Origin of the sequence: Streptomyces sp. NBC_00876 (assembly GCF_045207435.1) — a bacterium.
Lineage (GTDB): Bacteria > Actinomycetota > Actinomycetes > Streptomycetales > Streptomycetaceae > Streptomyces.
This window is the reverse complement of record NZ_CP108800.1, coordinates 4398148-4423395: the sequence shown is the minus strand read 5'-3', so window position 1 is coordinate 4423395 and position 25248 is coordinate 4398148. Positions and strand designations below refer to the sequence as shown.

At 71.5% G+C, this 25248-nt stretch carries 26 protein-coding genes and 1 tRNA gene; 17 read left to right on the top strand and 10 right to left on the bottom strand.

Annotation, left to right across the window (positions count from 1 at the left end; translation table 11 throughout):
- The first annotated feature begins 37 nt into the window (after positions 1-37).
- Together OG782_RS19225 and OG782_RS19220 are read left to right on the top strand one after the other, a co-directional pair.
- Complete coding sequence (locus OG782_RS19225) at positions 38-334, top strand: type II toxin-antitoxin system VapB family antitoxin (RefSeq protein WP_018101777.1); 297 nt, start codon at positions 38-40, stop codon at positions 332-334.
- 162 nt (positions 335-496) lie between these two features.
- Positions 497-1096 (top strand): LytR C-terminal domain-containing protein, encoded by a 600-nt coding sequence (locus OG782_RS19220; protein ID WP_406459155.1) that lies wholly within the window; start codon positions 497-499, stop codon positions 1094-1096.
- 38 nt (positions 1097-1134) lie between these two features.
- Here the strand turns inward: OG782_RS19220 and upp are convergent, their stop codons facing one another.
- On the bottom strand, positions 1135-1770 hold the full coding sequence (gene upp / locus OG782_RS19215) for a uracil phosphoribosyltransferase (protein WP_406452584.1): 636 nt from the start codon (positions 1768-1770) through the stop codon (positions 1135-1137).
- Positions 1771-1872: 102 nt separating this feature from the next.
- On the opposite strand from upp, the gene OG782_RS19210 reads away from it, so the two are divergent.
- From OG782_RS19210 to OG782_RS19170, 9 genes are all read left to right on the top strand, one after another.
- Complete coding sequence (locus tag OG782_RS19210) at positions 1873-2079, top strand: hypothetical protein (RefSeq protein ID WP_406452582.1); 207 nt, start codon at positions 1873-1875, stop codon at positions 2077-2079.
- 266 nt (positions 2080-2345) lie between these two features.
- Complete coding sequence (locus tag OG782_RS19205; protein ID WP_406452580.1) at positions 2346-2915, top strand: hypothetical protein; 570 nt, start codon at positions 2346-2348, stop codon at positions 2913-2915.
- Positions 2916-2924: 9 nt separating this feature from the next.
- Positions 2925-3425, top strand: a complete 501-nt coding sequence (gene tadA / locus OG782_RS19200; RefSeq protein WP_406452578.1) for a tRNA adenosine(34) deaminase TadA — start codon at positions 2925-2927, stop codon at positions 3423-3425.
- A 78-nt stretch (positions 3426-3503) separates the two neighbouring features.
- Positions 3504-3588, top strand: a tRNA-Ser gene (locus OG782_RS19195).
- Positions 3589-4040: 452 nt separating this feature from the next.
- On the top strand, positions 4041-4205 hold the full coding sequence (locus tag OG782_RS19190) for a hypothetical protein (protein WP_406452576.1): 165 nt from the start codon (positions 4041-4043) through the stop codon (positions 4203-4205).
- 9 nt (positions 4206-4214) lie between these two features.
- Positions 4215-4508 carry a Dabb family protein gene (locus OG782_RS19185; RefSeq protein WP_406452574.1) on the top strand — a complete coding sequence of 98 codons (294 nt, stop codon included), beginning with the start codon at positions 4215-4217 and terminating at the stop codon, positions 4506-4508.
- 395 nt (positions 4509-4903) lie between these two features.
- Positions 4904-5719, top strand: coding sequence for an RNA polymerase sigma factor SigF (locus OG782_RS19180; RefSeq protein ID WP_406459153.1), 816 nt, complete (start codon positions 4904-4906; stop codon positions 5717-5719).
- Between the two features lie 234 nt (positions 5720-5953).
- Complete coding sequence (locus OG782_RS19175; protein WP_406452572.1) at positions 5954-6820, top strand: RNA polymerase sigma factor SigF; 867 nt, start codon at positions 5954-5956, stop codon at positions 6818-6820.
- A gap of 57 nt (positions 6821-6877) precedes the next feature.
- Complete coding sequence (locus OG782_RS19170; protein WP_406452570.1) at positions 6878-7699, top strand: hypothetical protein; 822 nt, start codon at positions 6878-6880, stop codon at positions 7697-7699.
- A gap of 40 nt (positions 7700-7739) precedes the next feature.
- On the opposite strand, the gene OG782_RS19165 is transcribed toward OG782_RS19170, so the two are convergent.
- Complete coding sequence (locus OG782_RS19165; RefSeq protein WP_266780498.1) at positions 7740-7952, bottom strand: hypothetical protein; 213 nt, start codon at positions 7950-7952, stop codon at positions 7740-7742.
- A 514-nt stretch (positions 7953-8466) separates the two neighbouring features.
- Here OG782_RS19165 and OG782_RS19160 point away from each other — a divergent pair.
- From OG782_RS19160 to OG782_RS19140, 5 genes are all read left to right on the top strand, one after another.
- Positions 8467-8988 (top strand): MarR family winged helix-turn-helix transcriptional regulator, encoded by a 522-nt coding sequence (locus OG782_RS19160; protein ID WP_406452568.1) that lies wholly within the window; start codon positions 8467-8469, stop codon positions 8986-8988.
- A gap of 23 nt (positions 8989-9011) precedes the next feature.
- Positions 9012-11510, top strand: a complete 2499-nt coding sequence (locus OG782_RS19155) for a DHA2 family efflux MFS transporter permease subunit (RefSeq protein ID WP_406452564.1) — start codon at positions 9012-9014, stop codon at positions 11508-11510.
- 225 nt (positions 11511-11735) lie between these two features.
- On the top strand, positions 11736-12554 hold the full coding sequence (locus tag OG782_RS19150; RefSeq protein ID WP_406452562.1) for a YceI family protein: 819 nt from the start codon (positions 11736-11738) through the stop codon (positions 12552-12554).
- Between the two features lie 24 nt (positions 12555-12578).
- Positions 12579-13049 carry a PPOX class F420-dependent oxidoreductase gene (locus OG782_RS19145; RefSeq protein ID WP_406452560.1) on the top strand — a complete coding sequence of 157 codons (471 nt, stop codon included), beginning with the start codon at positions 12579-12581 and terminating at the stop codon, positions 13047-13049.
- 49 nt (positions 13050-13098) lie between these two features.
- Positions 13099-13986, top strand: a complete 888-nt coding sequence (locus OG782_RS19140; RefSeq protein ID WP_406459151.1) for an NAD(P)-dependent oxidoreductase — start codon at positions 13099-13101, stop codon at positions 13984-13986.
- Here the strand turns inward: OG782_RS19140 and OG782_RS19135 are convergent.
- A complete protein-coding gene (locus OG782_RS19135; protein WP_406452558.1) occupies positions 13980-14774 on the bottom strand; it encodes a TetR/AcrR family transcriptional regulator in 795 nt (264 codons plus the stop codon). The genes OG782_RS19140 and OG782_RS19135 overlap by 7 nt on opposite strands.
- Before the next feature lie 93 nt (positions 14775-14867).
- Complete coding sequence (locus OG782_RS19130) at positions 14868-16391, bottom strand: MFS transporter (protein WP_406452556.1); 1524 nt, start codon at positions 16389-16391, stop codon at positions 14868-14870.
- 140 nt (positions 16392-16531) lie between these two features.
- Here OG782_RS19130 and OG782_RS19125 point away from each other — a divergent pair, with 140 nt between their 5' ends.
- A complete protein-coding gene (locus OG782_RS19125; RefSeq protein WP_406452554.1) occupies positions 16532-17395 on the top strand; it encodes an endonuclease/exonuclease/phosphatase family protein in 864 nt (287 codons plus the stop codon).
- Positions 17396-17405: 10 nt separating this feature from the next.
- Here OG782_RS19125 and OG782_RS19120 read toward each other — a convergent pair whose 3' ends face one another.
- The 6 genes from OG782_RS19120 to OG782_RS19095 all read right to left on the bottom strand — a co-directional run bounded on the left by OG782_RS19120 (position 17406) and on the right by OG782_RS19095 (position 25150).
- The gene (locus OG782_RS19120; RefSeq protein WP_406452552.1) at positions 17406-19553 is read right to left on the bottom strand and encodes an ArnT family glycosyltransferase; all 2148 of its coding nucleotides are present in this window, start codon (positions 19551-19553) and stop codon (positions 17406-17408) included.
- Positions 19550-20896, bottom strand: a complete 1347-nt coding sequence (locus OG782_RS19115) for a glycosyltransferase (protein WP_406452550.1) — start codon at positions 20894-20896, stop codon at positions 19550-19552. The genes OG782_RS19120 and OG782_RS19115 overlap by 4 nt, the downstream gene beginning before the upstream one ends.
- A 26-nt stretch (positions 20897-20922) precedes the next feature.
- Entirely contained in the window at positions 20923-22515 is a 1593-nt protein-coding gene (locus OG782_RS19110; protein WP_406452548.1) for an ATP-binding protein, read from the bottom strand.
- Positions 22516-22519: 4 nt separating this feature from the next.
- On the bottom strand, positions 22520-23260 hold the full coding sequence (locus OG782_RS19105) for a response regulator transcription factor (protein ID WP_406452546.1): 741 nt from the start codon (positions 23258-23260) through the stop codon (positions 22520-22522).
- A gap of 88 nt (positions 23261-23348) precedes the next feature.
- Entirely contained in the window at positions 23349-24224 is an 876-nt protein-coding gene (locus tag OG782_RS19100) for an amidohydrolase family protein (protein WP_406452544.1), read from the bottom strand.
- Between the two features lie 44 nt (positions 24225-24268).
- Positions 24269-25150: a DUF2797 domain-containing protein gene (locus tag OG782_RS19095; RefSeq protein WP_406452542.1), complete on the bottom strand. Its 882-nt coding sequence runs from the start codon at positions 25148-25150 to the stop codon at positions 24269-24271.
- Positions 25151-25248 lie beyond the last annotated feature (98 nt).

The window sequence follows — 25248 nt, the reverse complement described above, 5'->3', positions numbered from 1 at the left end:
GCTGCGCCCGGAGCCTCTTGACCGGTAGGCTTTCCGTGTGATCTTCAAGCGCATCGGAAATGGGAAGCCTTATCCCGACCACGGCCGGGAAAGCACCCGGCAGTGGGCGGATGTCGCGCCACGCCCGGTCCGCCTCGACCAGCTGGTGACCACCAAGGGCCAGCTGGACCTCGAAACCCTCCTCGCCGAGGACTCCACGTTCTACGGCGACCTGTTCGCGCACGTCGTGAAGTGGCAGGGCGACCTCTACCTCGAGGACGGGCTGCACCGCGCGGTCCGCGCCGCGCTCCAGCAGCGCCAGGTCCTGCACGCCCGCGTACTCGAACTCGGCTGAGTCCCCGACCGCTTTGTTCGACTCCGACGGGGTCTGTTCGACTCCTGCGGGGTTCGTTCGGGTGCATTCCCACCCGGACGGGTGCGATCCGTTGATCATTTAGTAGGCATCATCACCGGGTCGCACTACGCTGCGCCCATGAGCATGCTCACTCCCCCCGGCATGGGCGGAAAGTACCGCATCACGGGTGACAAGTACCCGCGTATGCGGCGCCCCCGCCGCCGCCGCAGCAAACTGGTCCTCGCGGCCACCGCCTCCGTGGTCGCCCTAGGGCTGGCCGGATGGGGCACGCTGCAGCTCATCGATGTCTTCACGGGCGGCGACAAGACGGCCAGCGCCGCCGACCGCAAGGCGGACTGCCCGTCCGCGAAGCCGTCCGCGCCCGCGAAGGTGCTGCCGAAGCCCGCGAAGATCAAGGTCAACGTCTACAACGCGACGCCGCGCAGCGGACTCGCCAAGACGGCCGCCGACGAGCTGAAGAAGCGCGGCTTCACGATCGGCAAGGTGGGTAACGCCACCAAGGCCTACGACAAGAAGGTCGCCGGTACCGGTCTGCTGCTGGGCGCCCCGGCGGCCGTCAACGGCACGTTCCCGGTGCTCGGCACCCAGCTGCCCGGAGCCGTGACGAAGACCGACGCCCGCAGGACCGGGGAGGTCGATCTGATCATCGGTACGAAGTTCAAGGCGTTCAGCACGCCGAAGGCGGCGGCCTCGGCCCTGACGGCCCTGACCGCGCCCGCCCCCGCACCGTCCTCCTGCTGAGGGCGGCGCCGGGGCGCGCGGGCGCGGGACAGCCGTGCCTAGTCGACGGTGCCGTACATGCGGTCTCCCGCGTCACCGAGGCCCGGCACGATGTAGCCGTGCTCGTTGAGCCGCTCGTCGACCGAGGCGGTGACCACGGTGACCGGCGTCCCCGCCAGCTCGCGCTCCATCACCTCGACGCCCTCGGGCGCCGCCAGCAGCACGACGGCGGTCACGTCGTCCGCACCGCGCTTGATCAGCTCCTGGATGGCCGCGACCAGCGTGCCGCCGGTGGCCAGCATCGGGTCCAGGACGTACACCTGGCGGCCCGAGAGGTCCTCCGGCATACGGGACGCGTACGTGGACGCCTGGAGCGTCTCCTCGTCGCGGATCATGCCCAGGAAGCCCACCTCGGCGGTCGGCAGCAGCCGCACCATGCCGTCGAGCATGCCGAGGCCGGCCCGCAGGATCGGGACGACCAGGGGGCGCGGATACGACAGCTTCACACCGGTGGTGGGTGTCACCGGGGTCTCGATGTCGACCTGCTCGGTGCGCACATCGCGGGTGGCCTCGTACGCGAGCAGGGTGACCAGCTCGTCGGCGAGGCGCCGGAAGGTCGGGGAGTCGGTGCGCTTGTCGCGCAGGGTGGTGAGTTTGTGCGCGACCAGCGGGTGGTCGACGACGTGAATCCGCATGCGTCAACAGTAGCGGCGCCTCCCGTACCCGTGCGCTGGCATCAACCGCACGTTCGGGGGGAAGGTGGGGGCATACGGACCCAGCCTTGGGGTGATGAGCCGATGCCGGACGGGGCGCAGCAGAAGCGGGGCGGGCCGGATCCGCAGGAACCGGACCCGCAGGAGACGGACGCGCAGCGCCGGAGGCGGCGCGCCCAGTTCCTCCGCGAACTTCACGAGGCGAAGGCGCTGCGCGACCGGGTCCAGCCGCGCCGGGTCAAGGCCGCCCGAATGCGCCAGGCCATGCGGATGCGGACGTTTCGCTGGTAGCCGCCGGACCTGCGGAGGAACCCCGGGTGGCGGCGCCGGAGAGAACTGATGGCCGACTCAACGGCGGAACTGCTCTCGCGAAGCCCTCGTTTCTGCCACGATTCCGATGGGCGGGACGCAGGACAGCCGGACCACCGACTGCCCTCCCGCCGGACCGACACACCTAGGGTCTTTCGTTCGGATCAGGCCGGATCAGGGTGCGTTCCAGAGCCCGCGAACCCGGCACGATCCACACGGGATCCCCTGAGACCAGTGGGAGAGTCACGGTGTACTTCGCCGCACTGCTCGCGCGCACCGAAGACGGGTGGGAAGCGAGCGACACGGAGCTCGACGATGTGGAGACCCTGTCCGATCTGACGGATCTGGCCCGTGAGGCCTCGGTCGACGAGGACACGGTGCTCGTATTCATCGAACAGGAGGACGCCTGGTTCGGCGTCGTCCGGGTGGACGGTGAGGAGGACCCCCGTATCTACATCTCCAACGCCTCCGCCGCCGCCCGCTCCTCGTACGGGGAGATCCTGCTCACCGATGAACTGCTCGGCCGCGAACCCGGGGCCGAGGACACGATTGCCGCCCTCGAAGAGCTCGTCGGCCTCGACGGTACGGAGGACGGCGAGCCGGACACCCCCGGTACCGACAACACCACCACCCCTACCGACAACAACAACGACGACGAGCCGGACGCCGACGCCGTACCGGCAGGTCCTCTCGGTGACACCGGGATCCTGTCCGACCTCGGGCTCCCCGAGGCGGAGCTGCTGATGCTGCGGACGGACGCCCTGGCCGAGATCGCGGACGCGCTGGGAGCGGCCGAGGTCCTGGAGACCGTCCGTTAAGGTCCGCGGGTGACCGAACCAGCGCACCCGCACCACCCCTCCCCACCGCACGATCCCCTGCGGGACCCGTGGCGGGCGCCCATGCGCCGCGCCCTGGACGAGGCGGACCTGGCGGCGGCGGCCGGCGATGTGCCGGTCGGCGCCGTCGTCCTCGCCCCGGACGGCGCCCTGCTCGCCGCGGGCCACAACGAACGCGAGGCGACCGGCGACCCGACCGCGCACGCCGAGGTCCTGGCGCTGCGCCGGGCCGCCGCCGCGCTCGGCGAGTGGCGGCTGTCCGGCTGCACGCTGGTGGTCACCCTGGAGCCCTGCACGATGTGCGCGGGCGCCCTGGTGCAGTCCCGCGTGGGCCGGGTGGTCTACGGGGCACGCGACGAGAAGGCCGGAGCGGCCGGCTCGCTCTGGGACGTCGTACGCGACCGCCGCCTCAACCACCGCCCCGAGGTCGTCCACGGAGTCCTGGAGGCCGACTGCGCGGCCCGTCTGACGGCCTTCTTCCGCGACCGCTGACCTGGCGTGCCCGTAGTCGCGGGGTCCTGTGCGGAATCGGATTTCGACGGACGGCCGAGATGGTCTAAGCTCTCTCTCGGTAGCGTGTCCGAGCGGCCGAAGGAGCTCGCCTCGAAAGCGAGTGTGGGGAAACTCACCGAGGGTTCAAATCCCTCCGCTACCGCTCTTGTGAAGGGCCCGACGCACAGCGTCGGGCCCTTCGAGTTTTCCGCGTCGGCGGTATCACTCCGGGTACGGCAGTGGCCCCGGGTCCGACCGTCGTCGGACCCGGGGCCACTGTCGCGTCCGGGTCGGGGGAAGCGGCATCGGGGGGACAAGCCGCTCCCCCCGATGAGAACAGGCCCTACCAGCCCTCGCCGCGATCGGGGGATGGCCGCGGCGAGAACCCCACAGATGAGGTCCTGTTCCTCGCCCCTCGGATTCCTGCCAAATCCGCTGGGCTCACCACCCATCCTGCCGCCCCGCAGAAGCCACGGGGACGGACAAAGGGCCCCGATCCCCGGGTCCTTGGTCCTTAAAGACGGGGTGAGTGATCGGAAACCGCCGGGGGATACGGCCATTCGTGCGGATAGACTCGCCCGACCGCACTGGGGATCGAAGGGGAGTCAGGGGCTGATGGTGCAAGCGAAGAAGATAGCTCTCTACTTGATAGTCGTCTTCGTGCTCTACACGATCATCAACTCTCCCGACCGGGCCGCTGATCTCGTCCAGGTAGGGTTCGAGGGTGTTGCAAGTGCCGCACAGGGCGTCGGCGACTTCATGTCCGAGCTGGTGAAGTAGGAGTACCGCATGATCCGCCATCTGGTCCTGTTCAAGCTGAACGACGGCGTCGAGCGCGACGATCCGCGCGTCGTCGCGGGCGCCACGGCCTTCCAGGAGCTGGCGGACAAGGTCCCCGGACTGGAGTTCTGGGAGTGCGCCTGGAACATCACCGACCGGCCGATCGCGTACGACTTCGCCATCAACTCCGCCGTTGCCGACGAGGCCGCGCTGAAGAGCTACATCGAGCATCCGGCCCACCAGGCGGCCGCGGGTCAGTGGCGGGAATTCGCCACCTGGGTGATCGCCGACTACCCGTTCTGACTCCTTCGGCCCTGCGAGCCCCTCACCACGGCGGTGAGGGGCTTTTCTTTGTGTTTAAACCAATTGAAGGTCAACACGGCGCTATGGGGTGCTTGCACATAGTGGGCATGTCTTGTGATGCTATGACCGCTTTTGACGGATGAGTTGACCGAAGTTGACCGCGAAGGGGTGGCGTCACCGTGCCGGCCAGTACAGCGCCTCAAGTGCCTCCCCAGACCGTCCAGGCGACGCACACCGCCCAGGCGACACAGACCGCGACCGTCCAGACGGCGCCTCCCCCCTCGACGGCGCCGGGCGCCCGGAGCGGGGAGGGCGGGCAAGGTGCGCAGGGTGTCCCGGGTGCCCAGGGTGCCCCGGGTGCACAGACGGTCCAGACCGTGCAGGCCGTCCAGACCGTGCAGACGATTCAGACCGAGACGCCCGACGACACGGTCGCGCCCGCCAGGACCCGGGGCGCGGACACCAGGGCGCTCACCCAGGTGCTCTTCGGTCAGCTCAAGGGGCTGGAGCCTGGCACCGCCGAGCACGGCCGCGTCCGGGCCGCGCTCATCGAGGCGAACCTGCCCCTCGTGCGGTACGCCGCCGCGCGGTTCCGCAGCCGCAACGAGCCGATGGAGGACGTCGTCCAGGTCGGAACCATCGGCCTGATCAACGCCATCGACCGGTTCGACCCCGAACGCGGCGTCCAGTTCCCGACCTTCGCGATGCCCACCGTGGTCGGCGAGATCAAGCGCTACTTCCGGGACAACGTGCGCACCGTCCACGTCCCGCGCCGGCTGCATGAGCTCTGGGTCCAGGTCACCGGCGCCACCGAGGACCTGACGACCGCTCACGGCCGCTCACCCACCACCGCGGAGATCGCCGACCGGCTGAAGATCTCCGAGGAGGAGGTGCTGGCCTGCATCGAGGCGGGCCGCTCGTACCACGCGACCTCACTGGAGGCCGCCCAGGAGGGCGACGGGCTGCCCGGTCTGCTCGACCGGCTCGGCTACGAGGACCCGGCCCTGGCCGGCGTCGAACACCGCGATCTGGTCCGGCATCTGCTCGTACAGCTGCCCGAACGCGAACAGCGGATCCTGCTGCTGCGCTACTACAGCAATCTGACGCAGTCCCAGATCAGTGCCGAACTGGGGGTCTCGCAGATGCATGTGTCAAGGCTCCTGGCCAGAAGTTTCGCCCGGCTTCGATCCGCAAACAGGATCGAGGCGTAACCGGAACGGGTAGACCGGACCCTGCGCGTTCCCGGCGGCACATATGCCGCACACCCCTGGTCAACTGCACAGACACCCCCAGGACTTGTCGACATGTCACTACAGCGTGTTGCCGACATGTGACATTCTGCGGGAACCGCGTTTGCCGCAGCCTCCCCTCCGGTATTCAGGTGGAGGCAGCGTTCCTCCGATGGTCGCGGCCTCCGCGACCGTCCGCGACCTCAAGGGGGTGGCATGTCCGCAGAACAGGGCAGCTCGAAGGTGCTCACGCTCATCAAGAGCGCACCCGCACCCGTTGTGCTCACCAGCTCGTCGGAAGCCATCGACACCCGCACGCTGTCCCGCTCACTGTTCCTGCGGCTCGCCGCGCTGGGGCCCGCACCGGGCCCCGACGGAACCGACAGCCCGGAGCGCGTCTATGTGCGGGACACACTCATCGAGCTCAACCTGCCGCTGGTGCGCTACGCCGCGGCGCGGTTCCGGAGCCGTAACGAACCCATGGAGGACATCGTCCAGGTCGGCACGATCGGCCTGATCAAGGCGATCGACCGGTTCGACTGCGAACGCGGCGTGGAGTTCCCGACGTTCGCGATGCCCACCGTCGTCGGCGAGATCAAGCGCTTCTTCCGCGACACCTCGTGGTCGGTGCGGGTCCCGCGCAGGCTCCAGGAGCTGCGCCTCGCCCTCACCAGGACCAGCGACGAGCTCGCCCAGAAGCTCGACCGCTCGCCGACCGTGCCGGAGCTGGCCAAGGCGCTGGGCGTCTCCGAGGAGGACGTCGTCGACGGCCTGGCCGTCGGCAACGCCTACACCGCCTCCTCGCTGGACTCGCCCTCCCCCGAGGACGACGGCGGCGAGGGATCGCTGGCCGACCGGCTGGGCTACGAGGACGCGGCGCTGGAGGGCGTCGAGTACCGCGAGTCCCTGAAGCCGCTGCTGGCCAAGCTCGCCCCGCGCGAGCGCCAGATCATCATGCTCCGGTTCTTCGCCAACATGACCCAGTCGCAGATCGGCGAGGAGGTCGGCATCTCGCAGATGCACGTCTCGCGCCTGCTGACCCGCACGCTCGCCCAGCTCAGGGAAGGGCTCATCGCCGACTGATCCGCGCGCAGCCGCGCAAGGGTTCCGATTTGACGGACCGTCAGCCACACTGGCGCGATGCGACGTCAGACATTCGTCCGGACCGGCCGCCGGGGCACCGTGATCGCCGCCTCGGCGGCCGTGCTGTGCCTGGGCGGGACACTGGCAGGCTGCGGCGCCGAGGCGGGCGGCGGGTACACCGCGGTCGGCGCGGCAGGCGCGGACCCGGGGAAGGCGCCCTCGGCGGCGGTGGCACCCTCGGGAAAGGTCACCCTGGTCCCACTGGACGGCGCCGGGGCGCGGAACGGCAGCGGGGGCGCCGGCGGGGACCGTCCGGGCACCTCGCCCTCACCCGGCTCCCCGGCCGGTGGAGACGCCGGCGGCACGGACAGCGGCGGCGGTGCGGGCGGGACGGGCGGTTCCGGCGGCTCCGGCGCGGACACGGGACGGCCGACGCCCGGCCGTACCGGACCGGCCTCGGGCACCTCGGGCGGTACGGGTACGAGCGGCACGGAATCCGGAGGTTCCACGGGTTCCACCGGCTCCCCGGACCCCGCCTCCCCTTCCGCACCGGGTTCCACCGCCCCCGCGGGCCCCGCCGCGCTGACGGTCGGCGCCCCCGTGCGGGCCGAGGCGGACGAGCGGTGGTGCGAGAAGGTGACCGTGGAGTTCCGCAATACCGGTGGTTCACCGGCGCGTTCGGGCACCGTCACCTTCGCCACGCACATCATCGGCGGGGCGGGGATCGACTGGGCGACCCGGGAATCGACAGCGCCGCTGCCCGCGCCGATCGACGCGGGAGCGGCGCGGAAGAAGACGTACACCGTCTGTGTGGACGCCTGGCGGGTGCCCCTGGGCATGCATGTCGAGACCCGGGACGTCACCGCCGTCTGGAAGTGACGGATGAGTACTTCAGTGGCCGGAGGTGGCCGGAGGCCGGTCAGCCGAGCGCGAGCCAGGCGACCGCGCCGAGCACGACGATCACCGCGACGACCGCTGCGATCATCCCGGTCCTCGGCCCGGACGAGACGGCGGCGGGCTGCTGCCTGCGCTGCGGCTCGCCCTCGTCGACGAAGGCGCGGAACATCTGGGTGTTGCCTGCCGGGTCGCTGTTGCCCTCGGGACCCTGCGGGGCGTGGGGGTTGTGTGCCATGTCGCAGGACCCTAGCGAACTCGGCGGAACGGCCCAACCCCCGGGGCGGTGAAGGCGCGAGGCCGTAACCGGGGAACCGGTGAAGAAGGAGGGGGGAAGGGACCCCGCTCCGGGGACCCCGCACCCGGGCCGCACTGGCCCCGCACCGGGCCCACCGCGGCCCGCTCCACCCAACCACCCGACTTCCGGACCCAGTTGAGGACCCCGCCCGCACTCATCCCCGCACTCACTCGTATATACGCGCGAAGGACGGCCGCCGGCCGCGCTTGGACCCCGGGCCGGGCGCCGGCCCACCCGCCGGGGCCGGCGCCCGGCATCCCCACCCCCGCCTCCGGTGTGGCACGAGACACACCCGCCAATCCCGCACCGCGCACGCTGGGCCTTTGACCCGCGCCCTACGCAGCCTTTTGCGTTCCTTTACTTATGCAAGCCTCATTTCGTTTGCCTGTGGCAACCAACGGCTTCTATGGTTGCCCTAAGCAACAAGATGGCCGACGAGATGTCTGGGGGTCCCGTGGCCGCACGGAGTCAGTACGAAGAGCTGGCCCGGCAGCTCAGCGCCGTCGGCGCCGTCAAGCGGGGCCTGGCCCGAATCCTTCCCGCCGAATGCCCTGGCGGGTCGGCGGCCGTACTGGCTCTGCTGAGTCAGCACGGCGAAATGCGGATCAGCAGACTGGCCGAACTCCTCGCAGTCGACATGTCGGTGACCAGCCGGCACGTCGCTCACGTGGCAGAACGCGGCTGGATCGAACGATCCCCCGACCCGGCGGACAAGCGCTCCCGGATCCTGCGGCTGACCCCCGCGGGCGAAGGCGTGCTCGACGAGCTGAACTGCCGGACGACCGAAATGTTCGCCCATCACCTTCAGGATTGGTCCGACGACGAGGTCGGACAGCTCAACACGCTGCTGGCCCGGCTGCGCGACAGTTTCTCCTGCCGCGCCCCCGGTGGGTGCGCCCCCGGAAAGCACAGCGGCGACTGCCGCTCCCGGCAGGCCGGCAGCCACGACGGCTCGTACACCCGTACACCCGTGTAACAGAAGCAAAGACAAGGAATTAAATGGCTACGACCACACCAACCGGTGTGCGGGGCGGCCACGCCAAGCACGGAGGACACGATTCCTCCGACGGCACGCCGATGACACACCGGCAGATCATGGAAGCACTCGCTGGGCTGATGCTCGGCATGTTCGTCGCGATCCTGTCCTCCACCGTCGTCTCCAACGCCCTGCCGGAGATCATCTCCGACCTCGGCGGCGGCCAGAGCGCCTACACCTGGGTCGTCACGGCCTCGCTGCTGGCCATGACGGCGACCACCCCCCTGTGGGGCAAGCTCTCCGACCTGTTCAGCAAGAAGCTGCTGGTCCAGATAGCACTCGTCATCTACGTCGCGGGCTCGGTCGTCGCCGGTATGGCGACCAGCAGCGGCATGCTGATCGCCTGCCGTGTGGTGCAGGGCATCGGCGTCGGCGGTCTCTCCGCCCTCGCCCAGATCGTGATGGCCGCGATGATCGCCCCGCGTGAGCGCGGTCGCTACAGCGGATACATCGGCGCGGTCTTCGCCGTCGCCACCGTCGGCGGCCCGCTGCTCGGCGGTGTCATCACCGACACCAGCTGGATGGGCTGGCGCTGGTGCTTCTACGTGGGTGTGCCGTTCGCGGTCATCGCCCTCATCGTGCTCCAGAAGACCCTGAAGCTCCCGGTCGTCAAGCGTGAGGTCAAGGTCGACTGGACCGGCGCCTTCTTCATCAGCGCCGCCGTCTCGCTGCTGCTCCTCTGGGTGACCTTCGCGGGCGACAAGTACGACTGGATGTCCTGGCAGACCGGTGCGATGCTCGCGGGTTCCGTGCTGCTCACGCTGCTCTTCGTCTTCACCGAGTCCCGTGCCAGCGAGCCGATCATCCCGCTGCGGCTGTTCCGCAACCGGACCATCACGCTCGCCTCGCTCGCCTCGCTGTTCGTCGGCATCGCGATGTTCGCCGGCACCGTCTTCTTCAGCCAGTACTTCCAGCTGGCGCGCGGCAAGTCGCCGACGATGTCCGGTGTGATGACGATCCCGATGATCACGGGTCTGTTCATCTCCTCGACCGTCTCGGGCCAGATCATCACCAAGACGGGCCGCTGGAAGGCCTGGCTGGTCAGCGGCGGCTTCCTGGTCACGGCCGGGCTCGGCCTGCTCGGCACCATCCGGTACGACACCACGTACTGGCACATCGCGGTCTACATGTTCGTGATGGGTCTCGGCGTCGGCATGATGATGCAGAACCTGGTGCTCGCCACCCAGAACCAGGTCGACCCCTCGGACCTCGGCTCCGCCAGCTCCGTCGTCACCTTCTTCCGTTCGCTCGGTGGTGCGATCGGTGTCTCGGCACTGGGCGCCGTCATGGCGAACCGCGTCACCCACTACGTCAAGGACGGCCTGGCGGACCTCGGCCCCCAGGGCGCGGCAATGGGCCACGGCGGCACCGGCGGCGGGGGCATCCCCGACCTGGACACGCTGCCCGCACCGTTCCGCACCGTCGTGGAGTCCGCTTACGGGCACGGCGTCGGTGACGTCTTCCTGTACGCCGCTCCGGCCGCGCTGCTCGCCTTCCTGATCACGATCTTCATCAAGGAGGTCGCGCTCAGGACGAACGCCGCGAACGACGCCCCGAGCGACGCCGCGGTACCGGCCCAGGCCGAGGCCCCGACGCTCGCCGAGGTCCCGTCCGCCGCGGCCGCATCGGTCTCCGCGGGAACGGCCGGGGTCACCCCGGTCGACATCGTGAAGGCCACCGCGGTGACGACCGTGCAGGGCACCGCGGTACGCGGTGTGGTGCGCGGCGCCGAGGGCGCACCCGTCGACCGGGCCGCCGTCACGCTGATCTCGCTGGGCGGCCGGCAGCTGGGCATCTCGGTCGCGCAGGCCGACGGCAGCTACGGCCTGGACGCCCCCGGCGCCGGTTCGTACGTGCTGATCGCGTCCGCCGACGGCTTCCAGCCGCAGGCGTCCACCGTGGTCGTCGGCGACGAGCCGCTCGCGTACGACATCCTGCTCGTCGGTACGAGCGGACTGGCCGGGACCGTGCGGGCCGCCGTGAGCGGATCGCCGGTCGACGGCGCCATGGTCATCGTGACCGATGTGCGCGGCGACGTGCTGGCCACCGGCAAGTCCGGTGACACGGGCGAGTTCACCTTCGGTGAGCTGGTCCCCGGTGCGGTGACCGTCGCGGTGAACGCGGCCGGCTTCCGTCCGCTGGCACTGCCGGTGGAGATCGGCGGCCAGGGTGTCACCCGGGTCGACGCCGCGCTGCAGTCCGGCGCGCTGGTCCAGGGCGTCGTGCGGGCCGGTTCCGGCCGGCTGCCGCTGCCGGACGCCCGGGTCACGCTGGTCGACGCGGCCGGCAACGTGATCGCCACCTCGACGACCGGGGAGGACGGGGCGTACGCCTTCGCCGACCTGGACGCGGGCGAGTACTCGGTCATCGCGACCGGCTACCCGCCGGTGGCCGGTGCCCTGACCGTGGCCGGTCGCGGAGTCGACGGCCACGACATCGAGCTCGCCCACCCGGGCGAGTGACGGCCTCGACGAGGTCGTAACAACCTGTCCGGGGCAGACCCCGGACACGCAGAACCCCTGGCGGGACAGCACTTCGAGCGGAGAGGCTGTCCGGGCCGGCGGAAATGGGCCCCGGCGGTGGGGACGGCAGGCAGGGGACGGCCTGCCGTCCCCGCCCCGGGGCCCGACTCATTGAGTGACCCGTTCCGTGAACGGACGGGGCATTGAGCAAGGAGAGAAAACGGGATGGGACTTCGCGCACAGGTACGGACGCGGGACGGCTGGGCCGTCCAGCACGCGGTCGTGACGGTCACCGACATGACCGGTACGCAGGTGCTGCGGGCCGCCGCCGACGAGGACGGGGCGGTGCGCACCGACGGCCCGCTGTCCGCGGGCGCGTACACGGTGATCGTCACAGCGGTGGGGTACGCCCCCGCCGCCTCGACCGCCCTCGTCACGGCGAGCGGCCGGGTCGAGGCCGGCACGGTGGTGCTGGCCCGCCAGGGCGGCGTGGAACTGCCGCCGCCGGGCGCCTGGTCGCTGGACCCGGCGCACTGTTCGGTGGGCGCGGTCGCGCAGCACCTGGGGATCTCCAGCGTGCACGGCCGGTTCACCGATTTCAGCGGCCGGATCGAGATCGCCGAGGACGTCCAGCACTCCCGGGTGGACGCGGTCATCGACGCGACCAGCATCGACACGGGCAACGGCATGCGGGACAAGCACCTGCGGTCCCCCGACTTCCTCGACACTGACCGGTTCCCGGAGATCACGTACCGCTCCAGTTCACTGACGCCGGCCGGACCCGACCGCTGGACCGTCCACGGCGAGCTGTCGCTGCACGGTGTGAAGCGTCCGATCGACCTGGACCTCAGCTACCTCGGCACCGGCCCGGACCCGTGGGGCGGCGTCCGCGCGGCGTTCAGCGCCACGGCCGAGCTGCGCCGCGACGACTTCGCCATGAACTACAACCAGGTGGTCCAGGCGGGCATCTCGGCGATCGGCACGACGCTGCGGATCGAACTCGACATCCAGGCGGTGCAGGGCGATTCCCTGCCGGCCGCCTGACCGCACGGTCGTAGGGTCTGATCCATGGCATCGAACATCGCGACCAACACCGCCGTGGAACTCGACGACTTGCTGGCGTTCGTACGGCCCCGGCACCGGGCGGTCCTGCTGACCACCCGGTCCGACGGCCGTCCCCAGGGCTCCCCGCTCACCTGCGGCGTCGACGACGCCGGCCGGATCGTCGTCTCGACGTACCCCGAGCGCGCCAAGACCCGCAACGCGAAGCGGGACGAGCGGGTGAGCGTGATCGTCCTGTCGGACGAGTGGAACGGGCCCTGGGTGCAGATCGACGGTTCGGCCGAGGTGATCGACGCACCGGACTCGGTCGAGCCGCTCGTCGAGTACTTCCGGAACATCTCGGGGGAGCACCCGGACTGGGACGAGTACCGGGCGGCCATGCTGAAGCAGGGCAAGTCGATCATCAGGATCACCCCCGAGCGGTGGGGCCCGGTCGCCACCGGCGGTTTCCCGGCGCATCTTTCCCCGGGCAGCTGACCCCGTGACGGTCCCGCCCGTTCCCGCCGGAGACCTCGGCCGGGGGCGGCTGCTGGTCGCGCCCGGCCTCGCCGCGTCGGCCGTCCGCTCACTGGAGCGGGCCGCCGGGCGTCCGGCGGAGCCGGACGGCACCGTGCCGGACGGTCCGTACGTGTACGTCGGGGCCACGCTGCCCGATGAGCTGCGCGGCGACGGCCTGTTGTGGTTCCACAGCGTGAACGCCGGTACGGACGCCCTGCTGGGCGCCGGCCCGTGGCCCGCCGGGGCGCTGCTCACCCGGACGGTGGGCCGGATGGGCGAGCGGATCGCGCAGTACGTGCTGGCCTGGGTGCTGGCGGAGTGCCAGTCTGTCCCGGAGTTCGCCGCGCAGCATGCGCGTGCCGAGTGGCGCCGCATCCCCTCCGAACTCGCCGCCGGTCAGACGGCCGTGGTGCACGGCACCGGCCGGATCGGCTCCGCCGTCGCCGGGCTGCTGGGGGCCTGCGGCATCCGGACGGTGGGCGTGGCCCGCACCCCGCGCGAGGCCCCGCCGGGCTTCGACGCGATGGCGGGCACGGACGAGCCGGTGGCCGCCCGCTGGGTGGTCTCCGCACTTCCGCTGACCGGGGCGACGGCCGGGTACTTCGGGGCGGACCGGTTCGCGGCCATGGGCGGGGCCACGTTCGTCAACGTGGGCCGGGGCGCGACCGTGGACCTGGCGGCGCTGGAGTCCGCGCTGCACGCGGGGACGGTGGGGCGCGCGGTGCTCGACGTGCTGCCCGACGAACCCGCCGTGCCCGGGGACCCCTGCTGGCGGCTGCCCCGTACGGTGATCACCTCGCACTCCGCGGGCATCACGGCGGACGACGACGTCGTCACGGACTTCACCGCGTGCCTGCGCGAGCTCAGGGCGGGGCGGGTCCCGGCGCTCGCCGTGGACACGGCCCGGGGCTACTGACGGGGCCGGGTCTCCCGGGCGGGGGACCGCTCCCGTTCGCGCATCGCGACGATGCCCGCGATCAGCAGGTCGAGCGCGAACGTGAAGTCCCGCTCGTGCATCTCGTGCACCGTGTCGGCTCCCCGCGCCTCCATGAGGTCCTGCGAGTTCTCCACGATCGGGCCCAGGTGCGGCTGTCCCTGGATGGCCGACATCGCCTGCTGGAAGTACTCGTCCTGGGTGAGCCCGGCCTCGGTGCTGCGCTGGGCGAACTGGCCCTCGACGGTGCCGAATCCGTACACGAACTGGAAGACCGCGGAGAGCGCGCCGGTCTGGTGCCGCAGCGGCAGTCCCGTAGCGCGGATCACGTCCTGGATGGCGTACGACATGAGCATCGCGTGCGGGCCCATGTTGAGGAACTTCCCGACGAGCGGGGAGACCCAGACGTGCCGGACCAGCAGCGCCCGGTAGGCCGTCGCCACCGCGCGCAGCCGTTGCTCCCAGGGCGCGTCCTCCTGCGGCGGGTCGATCTCGCTGTAGACCGAGTCGAGGGCCAGCTCCAGCAGGTCGTCCTTGGTGTCGACGTACCAGTAGAGGGACATCGCCGTGACGTTCAGCTCGGCGGCGAGCCGGCGCATGGAGAACTTCGCGAGGCCCTCGGCGTCCAGCAGCCGGACCGAGGCGGCGGTGATCCGGTCGCGGTCGAGCCCGGTGGGCTGGTCGGGTTTCCGGGTGCGCGACGGTGGCCGGTGGTTCAGCCACACACTGGTCCGGGCAGGGTCCTTCGCACGGTCGGCCGCGGACACCATGGCGCACTCCCTCGTCTTGCCGGCGGGACGTACCGGATACGTCTCCCGTGCCCCGGAAACGGAGCCGTATCGTCCGGTACGTCCCGCCCGATGCTATGCCGCTGCCGCGGCCGGGTCAGCCCGGGACGATTCTCCCCGTTCCGCCCGGCGCAGCAGCACCGCGGCCAGCAGTCCGCCGGCCAGCACCGCCACCGCCCCGGCCAGCATGCTGGTCCGGAGTCCCGAGGAGAAGGCGTCCATGATCCGCTGCCGCTCCCCCTCGCCTCCCGCGGCGGCCAGGGCGGCTGGCAGCGAGGCGGCGCCGACCGCCGTCGGGACGAGCGCCGCGAACCGGGAGTTCAGCACCGCGCCGAGCACCGCGACCCCGAGGCCGTTGCCGCATTCGGCGAGGGTGCCGTTGACCCCGGCGCCGACGCCCGCCTTCTCCGGCGGGATGGCGCTCATGATCGCGTTGGCCATGGCGGGCATGGCGAGCGCGATGCCGGCGCCCATCACCAGGAGGCCGAGCAGGGCGCCGCCGTAACCGTCCCCGCCGAGCAGGGCGATCGAGGCAAGACCCGCGGCGAGCAGCCCCATCCCGGAGGCGATGGTGACCGGCGTGCCCAGCCTGGGCACGAGCCGCGCGCCGAGTCCGGTGAGATTGAGGAGGACGACGCTCAGCGCGAGCGGAGCCGTCCGCAGACCGGCCTCCAGCGGGCCGTAACCGAGCACGAACTGGAGCTGCTGGGTGAGCAGGAACAGCGAGCCGCCCATCCCGAACGCGACCAGGATCGCGCCCGCGACCGCGCCGATGAACTTCTGGTTGCGGAAGAAGTGCATGTCCAGCATCGGGTACGGGATGTGCAGCTCCCACAGCACGAACCCGGTGAGGACGGCGACCCCGATGAAGGCGGTCAGCAGCACCTGGCCGGAGGTCCAGCCGTGTCCGGGGCCGGAGATGATCGCGTACACGACCGCGGCCATACCTATGGTGGAGAGCAGCGCGCCGAGCAGGTCGGGGCGCTCCCCGCTCGGGTTCTTCGACTCCGGCACCAGCCGCGCCACGGCCACCAGGCCGATCACGGCGACCGGGATGTTGATCAGGAAGATGGCGCCCCACCAGAAGTGGTCGAGCATCACCCCGCCGATCAGCGGGCCGACGGCGAAGCCGAGTGAGCTGACGGTCGACCAGATACCGATCGCCTTCACCCGTTCGGTCTCGTCGAAGATCTGGATGACGACGGCGAGGGTCGTGGTCATCAGCAGCGCCCCGCCCACGCCCATGCCGGCGCGTGCGGCGATCAGCTGTCCGGACGACTGGGCGAGCCCGGCCACCAGTGAGCCGACGCCGAACAGGGCGAGGCCCGCGATCAGCATCTTCTTGCGGCCGTAGCGGTCGGCCGAACTGCCGGCGGTCAGCAGCAGACCCGACTGGACGAGCGAGTAGGCGTTGATCATCCACTGCACATCGGCGGTGGAGGCGTCCAGTTCCCGGGTGAGGGAGGGGATCGCCACGTTGAGGACGGTGTTGTCGAGCAGCACGGTGAGCTGGGCGAGGCAGATGACGGCGAGGATCAGCCAGCGCTGCGGATGGCTCGGTGGCGAGAGGTGGTTCGGCTCGGCGGCGGTCGCCGTCATTCGGACTCCCGGGCGTTCGGTCAGGTCCCTATACGGTGTACAGGGGAAGAGCTGTACACCGTATAGCCGTGCATGCGCCACGTACAACCGGCTTTCCCGCGGTACGGTGCGGTCGCTGATCCGACAAGGGCTGGAGTGGTATGTCACTGCGTCGTCGTACGGTGGAAGTCCTGCTGGCCGCAGGCTTGTTGGGGACGGCGCTCGCGCCTCCCGCGAGCGCTGCCGGGCACGGGCCGGGGCAGCTGGTGCCCCTGCGCGTCGCCACGTACAACATCCATGCGGGCGCGGGCATGGACAACGTCTTCGATCTCGACCGGCAGGTGGCCGAGCTCCGCTCGCTGGACGCGGACGTGATCGGGCTCCAGGAGGTCGACGTCCGCTGGGGCGAGCGCAGTCGGTGGCGGGATCTGGCGGCCGAGCTGGCCGAACGGCTGGACATGCGGGTGTCGTTCGCCCCGATCTACAGCCTCGACCCGGCGACGCCGGAGGCACCCCGGCGCGAGTTCGGCGTCGCGGTGCTGTCCCGGTACCGGATCGTGAGCGCCGAGAACCACGACATCACCCGGCTCTCCACCCAGGACCCGAACCCCGTCCCGGCGCCCGCGCCCGGCTTCGGTGAGGTGGTGCTGCGGGTGAGGGGGCTGCCCGTGCACGTGTACGCGACGCACCTCGACTACCGCGGGGACCCGTCCGTACGGGTCGCCCAGGTGGCCGACACCCGCCGGATCATGGCCGAGGACCAGGAGTCGGAACGGCGGCCGGTGCACCAGATCCTGCTCGGGGACTTCAACGCGGCACCGGCCGCGCCGGAGCTGGCCCCGCTGTGGGGGACGCTCACCGATGTGGAGCCAGGTGGCCCCACCTACCCGGCGCTGAACCCGGTGCAGCGGATCGACTACGTGGCGGTCTCGAAGGACACCGTGCGGGTACGCGACGCGGCGGTGGCCGAGACGCTCGCCTCGGACCACCGCCCTGTTGTCGCGGACCTGTTGCTGCGGCGCTGAGCCGCAGCCGTCAGCCGCTCTTCGGCCGGGTCAGGTCGTAGAACGTGGCGCTGCCGGCCGTGACCTCCTTGAAGTTCTTCTCCACCCAGGCGGAGATCTGCGACGAGGTGCCGCCGCTGCCGCCCATGCCGCCGCCTCCGCCCGTGCCGCTGGAGATGAAGTAGTGGATCCGGCCGTCCTCGACGTACTCCTTGAACTCGGAGAGCGTCGGGGACGGGTCACTGCCGTTGAAGCCGCCGATCGCCATCACCGGGTCACCGGTGGCGAGCTGGTAGCTGGCGGCGTTCTGCGAGCCGATGGCGGCTGCCGCCCAGGTGTAGTCGTCCGCGTTCTTCGCCAGGAGCTTCTTCGCCGCCGCGTCGACGGTCGCTCCGTTGAGCAGACCGCCCATGCCGCCACCGCCACCGCCGAAGCCCTCACCCGTGCCGGGCATCCCTCCGGGCATCGCTCCGGGCCGCTGACCGTTCCGCGCCGTGCCGGGCCCGCCCTGGTTCCGGCCCTGGCCCTGCGGGGTGCCGGTCGGGGGCTGCCCCATGACGCCGCCGGCCTGTCGGCTGCCCTGCTTGCCCATGCCCGGAGGCTGCATGCCGCCACCCCCGCGGCCGCCGCCACCGCCCGGCCCGCCGCCCATGCCGCCCGAGGACGGGCCGGCCGTGACGATCGAGCCCTGGTGCCCGGTGTTCAGCGTGCTCACGGTGTACGCGACCGGTCCGGCCAGCGAGGCGACGAAGCCCAGCCCCACCGCGACGAGCGCCAGTTGACGTCCCAGCCGGGAGGCGAGCAGCAGCCCCAGCGCGCCCACGATCCCGGTGACGAGCACTGTCGGCCGCAGCCACGCCTGGTAGTCCGGGGTCCGCCCCAGCAGCACGTACGACCAGTACGCCGTGACCGCGACCGTGACACCGAGCGCGGCGCCCGCCCACCAGCGCGACCGTTCCTCCCACAGGACCGTGGCGCCCATGCCGATCAGCGCCGCGAGGCAGGGGGCCAGGGCCACCGTGTAGTACTGGTGGAAGATGCCGGCCATGAAGCTGAACACGGCCGCCGTCATCAGCAGCGAGCTGCCCCAGGCGAGGAACGCGGCGCGGGCCGTGTCCGTCCTCTTCGCCCGCCAGGTCAGCCAGATGCCCGCGCCGAGCAGGATCAGCGCGGCGGGCAGCAGCCACGAGATCTGGCTGCCGATCTCGGAGTTGAACATCCGGCCGATGCCGGTCTCGCCCCACTGACCGCCGGCCCCGCCACCCCGGCCGCCCCCGCCACCGCCGACGCTGCCGGTCTCCTCGCCGTTGATCCGGCCGAGCCCGTTGTAGCCGAAGGTCAGCTCCAGGAAGGAGTTGTTCTGCGAGCCGCCGATGTACGGGCGCGAGGAGGCGGGCCACAGTTCGACGATCGCGACCCACCAGCCGCCCGCGACGGTCATCGCCACGGCGGAGAGGCCCAGTTGACCGAACCGCTTGCGCACGGAGACCGGTGCGAACACCGCGTACAGCACCGCGAGCGGCGGCAGGATCAGAAACGCCTGAAGGGTCTTGGACAGGAAGGCGAGGCCTACCGCGACGCCCGCCCACACCAGCCACTTGGTGCGGCCGTTCTCCATCGCGCGCAGCACGCAGTAGACCGTGACGGTCATCAGCAGCGCGAGCAGCGCGTCCGGGTTGTTGAAGCGGAACATCAGCGCGGCGACGGGCGTGAGCGCGAACACCGCCATGGTGATCAGCCCGGCGGCGGCGCTGAACCGGCGGCGCACGGCTGCGTAGAGCACCCCTGCCGTGGCCGCGCCCATCAGCACCTGCGGGGCCAGGACCGCCCAGGAGCTCAGGCCGAAGATCCGCACCGACAGGGCCATCGGCCACAGAGCGGCCGGGGGCTTGTCGACGGTGATGGCGTTGGCCGAGTCCAGCGAGCCGAAGAAGAAGGCCTTCCAGCTCTGGCTGCCGGCCTGCACGGCCGCGGAGTAGAAGGAGTTGGCGTAGCCGGACGCGCCGAGGTTCCACAGGTACGCCAGCGTGATGACCAGCAGCATGGCGAGGAAGGCCGGGCGCGCCCAGCGGGGGTCCTCGGGCCGGCCGCGCCACACGCGGTGCGGCAGCGAGGGCCCGGGAGGTGCGTGGCCGGCCGCACCCTGGGGCGGGGCCGGGAGGTGGTCGAACGTGGTCATCGGACGTTCCTCGGTTCGTGGTGGGTGTCGTCGGCCGGAGCCGCGGCCGGACCGGGCGCGGGGGCGCCGGCCGGGCGGCCCGCGTCACCGCCCCGGTCACGGTCGGGGAAGACCCAGGCGCGGAAGAGCAGGAACCGCAGCACCGTTGCCGCGAGGTTGGCCGCGATCAGCACGGCGAGTTCGGTGCCGTGCGAGGGCGATCCGGACGCCGCCCCCAGCGCGGCCAGCGAGCCGCTGGTCAGGGCGAGGCCGATGGCGAAGACCACGAGGCCCTGCGCCTGGTGGCGGACGGCGCCGCCCCGGCCGCGTACCCCGAAGGTGAGCCGCCGGTTCGCGGCCGTGTTGGCGACGGCCGACACCAGCAGCGCGCCGCCGTTGGCGGTCTGCGGGCCGGCGCCCATCCGGAAGAGCGAGTAAAGGAGCAGGTAGAAGAGGGTCGACAGGGCGCCCACGACACAGAAGCCGACCAGCTGCCGGGCCAGTCCGCGCGGCACCCCGCCGATCCCCCGGTCGCGCGGATCGTCCCCGAAGGGCCTGGCCAGCCGGTCCAGCGGCAGTGCGCCGACGGCCAGCGCGCGCCCCACCCGCCACACGCCCTTCAGGTCCTCGGTGGCGGTCCGCACGATGTGGACCGTCGAGTCCGGGTCGTCTACCCAGTCGACCGGCACCTCGTGGATGCGCAGCCCGGCCCGTTCGGCGAGCACCAGCATCTCGGTGTCGAAGAACCAGCCGGTGTCCTCGACCATCGGCAGCAGCCGCTGGGCGACCTCGCGGCGTATCGCCTTGAATCCGCACTGCGCGTCGCTGAACCGGGCGGCCAGCGACGAGCGGAGAATGATGTTGTAGGCGCGCGAGACGAACTCCCGCTTGGTCCCGCGCACCACCCGCGAACTGCGCGCCAGCCGGGAGCCGATGGCCAGGTCCGAGTGTCCGGAGATCAGCGGTGCGACCAGCGGCAGCAGCGCGTTCAGGTCGGTGGACAGGTCCACGTCCATGTAGGCGAGGACCGGGGCGTCCGAGCCGGACCAGACCGTCCGCAGCGCCCGTCCGCGCCCCTTCTCCTCCAGCCGGAAGGACCGCACCCCGGGCAGGGTCCGCGCGAGCCGCTGCGCGACCTCGGGTGTCCGGTCGGTGCTCGCGTTGTCCGCGACGGTGATCCGGAAGGCGTATGGGAAGGTGCGCGCCAGATGGTCGTGCAGCCGCAGCACACACGGCTCGAGGTCCTTCTCCTCGTTGTAGACGGGTACCACCACATCGAGTACGGGGGCACCGGCCGCATCGCCCGCGCCGGCCAGGAGGTGGTCCCGGGCCGGCAAGGTGCTCCAGGGAGTGTCGGTTCGCATGACACCGACACTCGCCAACCGCGCTGTCACGCCCGTGTGGTGAGCCTGTGGTCCCGCTGTGAGGAGGAGGGACCGCCCGCTTCCGGGCCTCCGGCGTACCCGGCGTCCGCCGGCAGATGGACGGCGAACACCGTGTTCCCCGGCACCGAACGCACCTCGGCGAGGCCGCCGTGCGCGGCGGTGACGGCCTGCACGATGGCCAGCCCGAGCCCCGTCGAACCGGCGTGCCGGGAGCGCGAGGCATCGCCGCGCGCGAACCGTTCGAAGACGTGCGGCAGCAGCTCCGGCGGGATGCCGGGCCCGTTGTCCTGGACCTCCAGGGTGACCCAGCGATGTCCGGCCTCCGCGCGCACCCGGGCCGTGACCGTGGTCCCGGGCGGAGTGTGCGTACGGGCGTTGGCCAGCAGGTTGACCAGCACCTGCTGGATCCTGGTCGGATCGGCGCGCACCGCCGCGGGCACCTCGGGCAGCTCCAGCCGCCAGTGGTGGGCGGGCCCGGACCCGTCGGGCGAGGCGGTCCGGCCCGCGACGCGTGCGTCGCTCACCGCGTCTATGACGAGCGGCGAGAGATCGGTGCTCTCGTAACTGAGCGGGCGGCCGGCGTCCAGCCGGGCGAGCAGCAGCAGATCCTCCACCATGCCCGTCATCCGCTCCGCCTCGGACTCGATGCGGCCCAGCGCGTGCCGGGTGTCCGGGCCGGTGTTCTCCCGGCCGCGCCGGGTCAGTTCGGCGTACCCGCGGATCGAGGCGAGCGGGGTCCGCAGTTCATGGCTGGCATCGGCGACGAACTGCCGCACCCGCGTCTCGCTCCTCTGCCGCGCGTCCAGGGCCGAACCGACGTGTCCCAGCATCCGGTTGAGGGCCGCGCCGACCTGCCCGACCTCGGTACGCGGATCGGCCTCGGCCTCCGGGACCCGCTCGAACAGGGCGACCTCGCCGCTGTGCAGGGGGAGTTCGGAGACCCGGGTCGCCGTGGCGGCCACCCGGCGCAGCGGCCGCAGGGCGACCGTGACCATCGCGGCGCCCGCGATCCCGGCGGCGATCAGCCCGGCCCCGGTGACGCAGACCTCGACGACGATCAGGGTGGTGATGGCGCGGCTCACCTCGGTGGTGGGGATGCCGACGAGGACGGCCGAACCGTCGCTCGCGGGGGCGGCGGCCTGCACCCGGTAGCCGCCGAGTCCGGGCAGCTCGACATCGTGCGCCTTGCCGTCCACGGGGACCTGGGCCGCCGCCAGGGCGTCCTCCTGCGCACCGGTCAGCGCCTCGGTGGTCTCCCTCGCACCGGGCCCGTTGTCCTTCGCGACCGCGGAGTCGGTGACCTCACCGCCCTCGGAGAGCGCGCCGAAGGTGTTGAAGGGCTGGCCGCCGCCCATGCCGATGAAGCCGAGCGGCTCCTTGTTCCTGAGCCCGCCGGGAGCGGGCGCGCCGCCGCCGGGCCGCAGCTCGGCCCGGATGGCGAGATCGCGCAGCTGGTCGTCCAGCTTCCCGTACATATAGCTGTGGAAGGCTATGGCGGTGACCGTGCCGATCACGGTCGCGACGACCGCGATCAGCGTCACCGCGGAGACGACGAGCCGGGTCCGCAGCGTCCACGGCCCCTTCGCCAGCCGTTTCATCCGGCTACTCACCGGGCTTGATGAGATATCCCGCCCCACGCCGGGTGTGGATCATCGGCGTGCGGCCGGCGTCGATCTTCTTGCGCAGGTAGGAGATGTAGAGCTCGACGACGTTGGCCTGCCCGCCGAAGTCGTAGTTCCAGACCCGGTCCAGGATCTGCGCCTTGCTCAGCACCCGGCGCGGATTGCGCATCAGGAAGCGCAGCAGCTCGAACTCGGTCGCGGTGAGGTGGATGTTGGCGCCGCCCCGGCTCACCTCGTGGCTGTCCTCGTCCAGCATCAGGTCGCCCACGACGAGCGTCGACTCGCTGCGCACCGCGGCCGTGCCGGAGCGCCGGATCAGCCCGCGCAGCCGGGCCACGACCTCCTCCAGGCTGAACGGCTTGGTGACGTAGTCGTCGCCGCCGGCCGTGAGCCCGGCGATCCGGTCCTCCACGGAGTCCCGCGCGGTCAGGAACAGCACGGGCACGTCGGACAGCTCCCGGCGCAGTCTGCCGAGGACGGCGAGCCCGTCCATGTCCGGCAGCATCACGTCGAGGATCACCGCGTCGGGCCGGAACTCACGGGCCGTACGCACGGCATCGGCGCCGTCCCCCGCGCTGCGCACCTCCCAGCCCTCGTAGCGAAGCGCCATGGACAGCAGCTCGGCCAGCGGGGCCTCGTCGTCCACGACCAGGACCCGGACGGGGGTCCGGTCCGGCCTGAGCAGTTCGGTACGCCCCTGGGGCGAGGTCGTCGTCGTCATGCCCCAACCCTGTGAGACGCCCCTGAGAGAGTTCTTTCCCGATTCTGTGAATTCCCTGAGAAAGCCGGAAGCCCCGGACCGCACCGCCTCAGCAGTCGAACAGGGCCTTCGCGTTGTCGTGACAGACCGCCCGCAGCCAGTCGTCGCCGAGCTCCAGCCGCTCCAGGGCGTGCAGTTGGTGGGCGTACGGGTACGGAATGTTCGGGAAGTCCGTCCCCAGCAGGATCCGGTCGCCGAGCGCCGCGAGCCGCCCGCGCTCCGCCGCCGGGAACGGGATGGAGCCCTCCGTGAAGTCGGTGAACACCATCGTGGTGTCGAGCCGCACCTGCGGGTACTTCTCCGCGAGCGCCAGGAACTCCGTGTACTCCGGCATCCCCAGGTGCGCCACGATCACCCGCAGCCGGGGATGACGGGCGAGCAGCCGGCCGACCGGTTCCGGCCCGGTGTGCCTGCCGGGCGCGGGCCCGGACCCGCAGTGCATCACCACCGGGATGCCGGCCTCGGCGAGCAGCCCCCACACCGGTTCCAGCAGCGGATCGTTCGGGTCGTACGCCCCGACCTGGATGTGTGCCTTGAAGACCCGGGCCCCCGCCTCGACGGCCTCGGTCACGTACTTCTCCACGCCCTCCTCGGGAAAGAAGGTCGCGGTGTGCAGGCAGTCGGGCACCCGGCGCGCGAAATCGTCGGCCCAGCCGTTCAGCCAGGCCGCCATGCCCGCCTTGTGCGGGTAGAGCATCGAAGTGAACCGGAGCACGCCGAACGAGCGCAGCAGCGCGAGCCGTTCGTCCTCGTCGTGCCGGTAGGCGATCGGCCACTCCATGCCGGTCAGCGGACCGGCCGAATCGAAGTACGCCCAGACCTTGCGCAGCACCTGCTCCGGCATGAAGTGCGTATGGACGTCGATGATCCCGGGCAGCCCGAGCCGTTCCCAGAACCGCACCACGTCGTCACGGTCGTCACTCATACAGCGCTCCTCCCCTGGACCATTCGATGGATCGTCCGACCATGTCAGAACAGCCCGTCCTGCCTCGCGCCGCCCCCGACCACGACGGTCGGCACACTCACCCCGGCCCCCGCGCCGGCCGCCGCCAGCGCCCAGCCGGACATCAGCCGGGTGTCCACCACGACGACCCCGTCCGCCCCGGTCTCCAGATGCAGATCCGGTCCGGCCGCCGCGACCAGCCGCCCCGCGACCGCGCCACCGTCCACCAGCCCGGTCACCGCTCTCGCCGCCCCGGCCGCCGTGCCGATCCCGAAGATCCCCGCATGGTCGACGGCCTCGAACGGCAGCCGCTCCAGCGCCTCCGGCCAGCCGCCCCCTTCGAGCGCCACGGCCCGCCCGTACAGCCGCTCCACCTCGGCGGCCCGCACGGCCGCGCCCGGAAGGTCGGCCCGCACCGCCCGCTTTCGCGCGTACGGAATCCGGTCCGGCACCCCGAGCGCTGCCCGCAGGACCTCCTCGGCCCGTCGCGCCGCCATCAGCGGCCCGCGCCCCAGCCAGCTGAAGACCACCGCCCCCTGTTCCCGCAGCCGGGCCGCACCCCGCTCCTCGGCGGTGATCCCGACCTTCACCATGCCCGCCCCGAACCAGGCCAGGTACACGCGGTAGGTGCGCGGATCATCGGGAATCGTGTCGGCCGCCACCGAATGCGCCCGGTCCAGCCGCCCGCACTCCGGGCAGCGCCCGCCCGTGCTCCGCCCCGGCACCACGGCGCCCACCGGACACACGTTCCCCCGCGCCCCGGAGCAGTGCCGCTCCCCCTCGGCCCGGAACCCGAGCTCCGTCCCGTACGCCAGCGCGCTCCCCCTGGTCTCCCGGCCCCTGCGCCACCCGAGCACGGGACCGTCCTGTCCCTCGGGCCACCGAAGGCCGGTGCACTGCCACCCCATGCGCGAACTCCCGTGCTCCTGGACGTGGGTACGGACGCCGCCGCCGGCCGCCCGTGGCGGACACCCGCGTACGGACGGACGCGGAAGGCCCCCGGGAT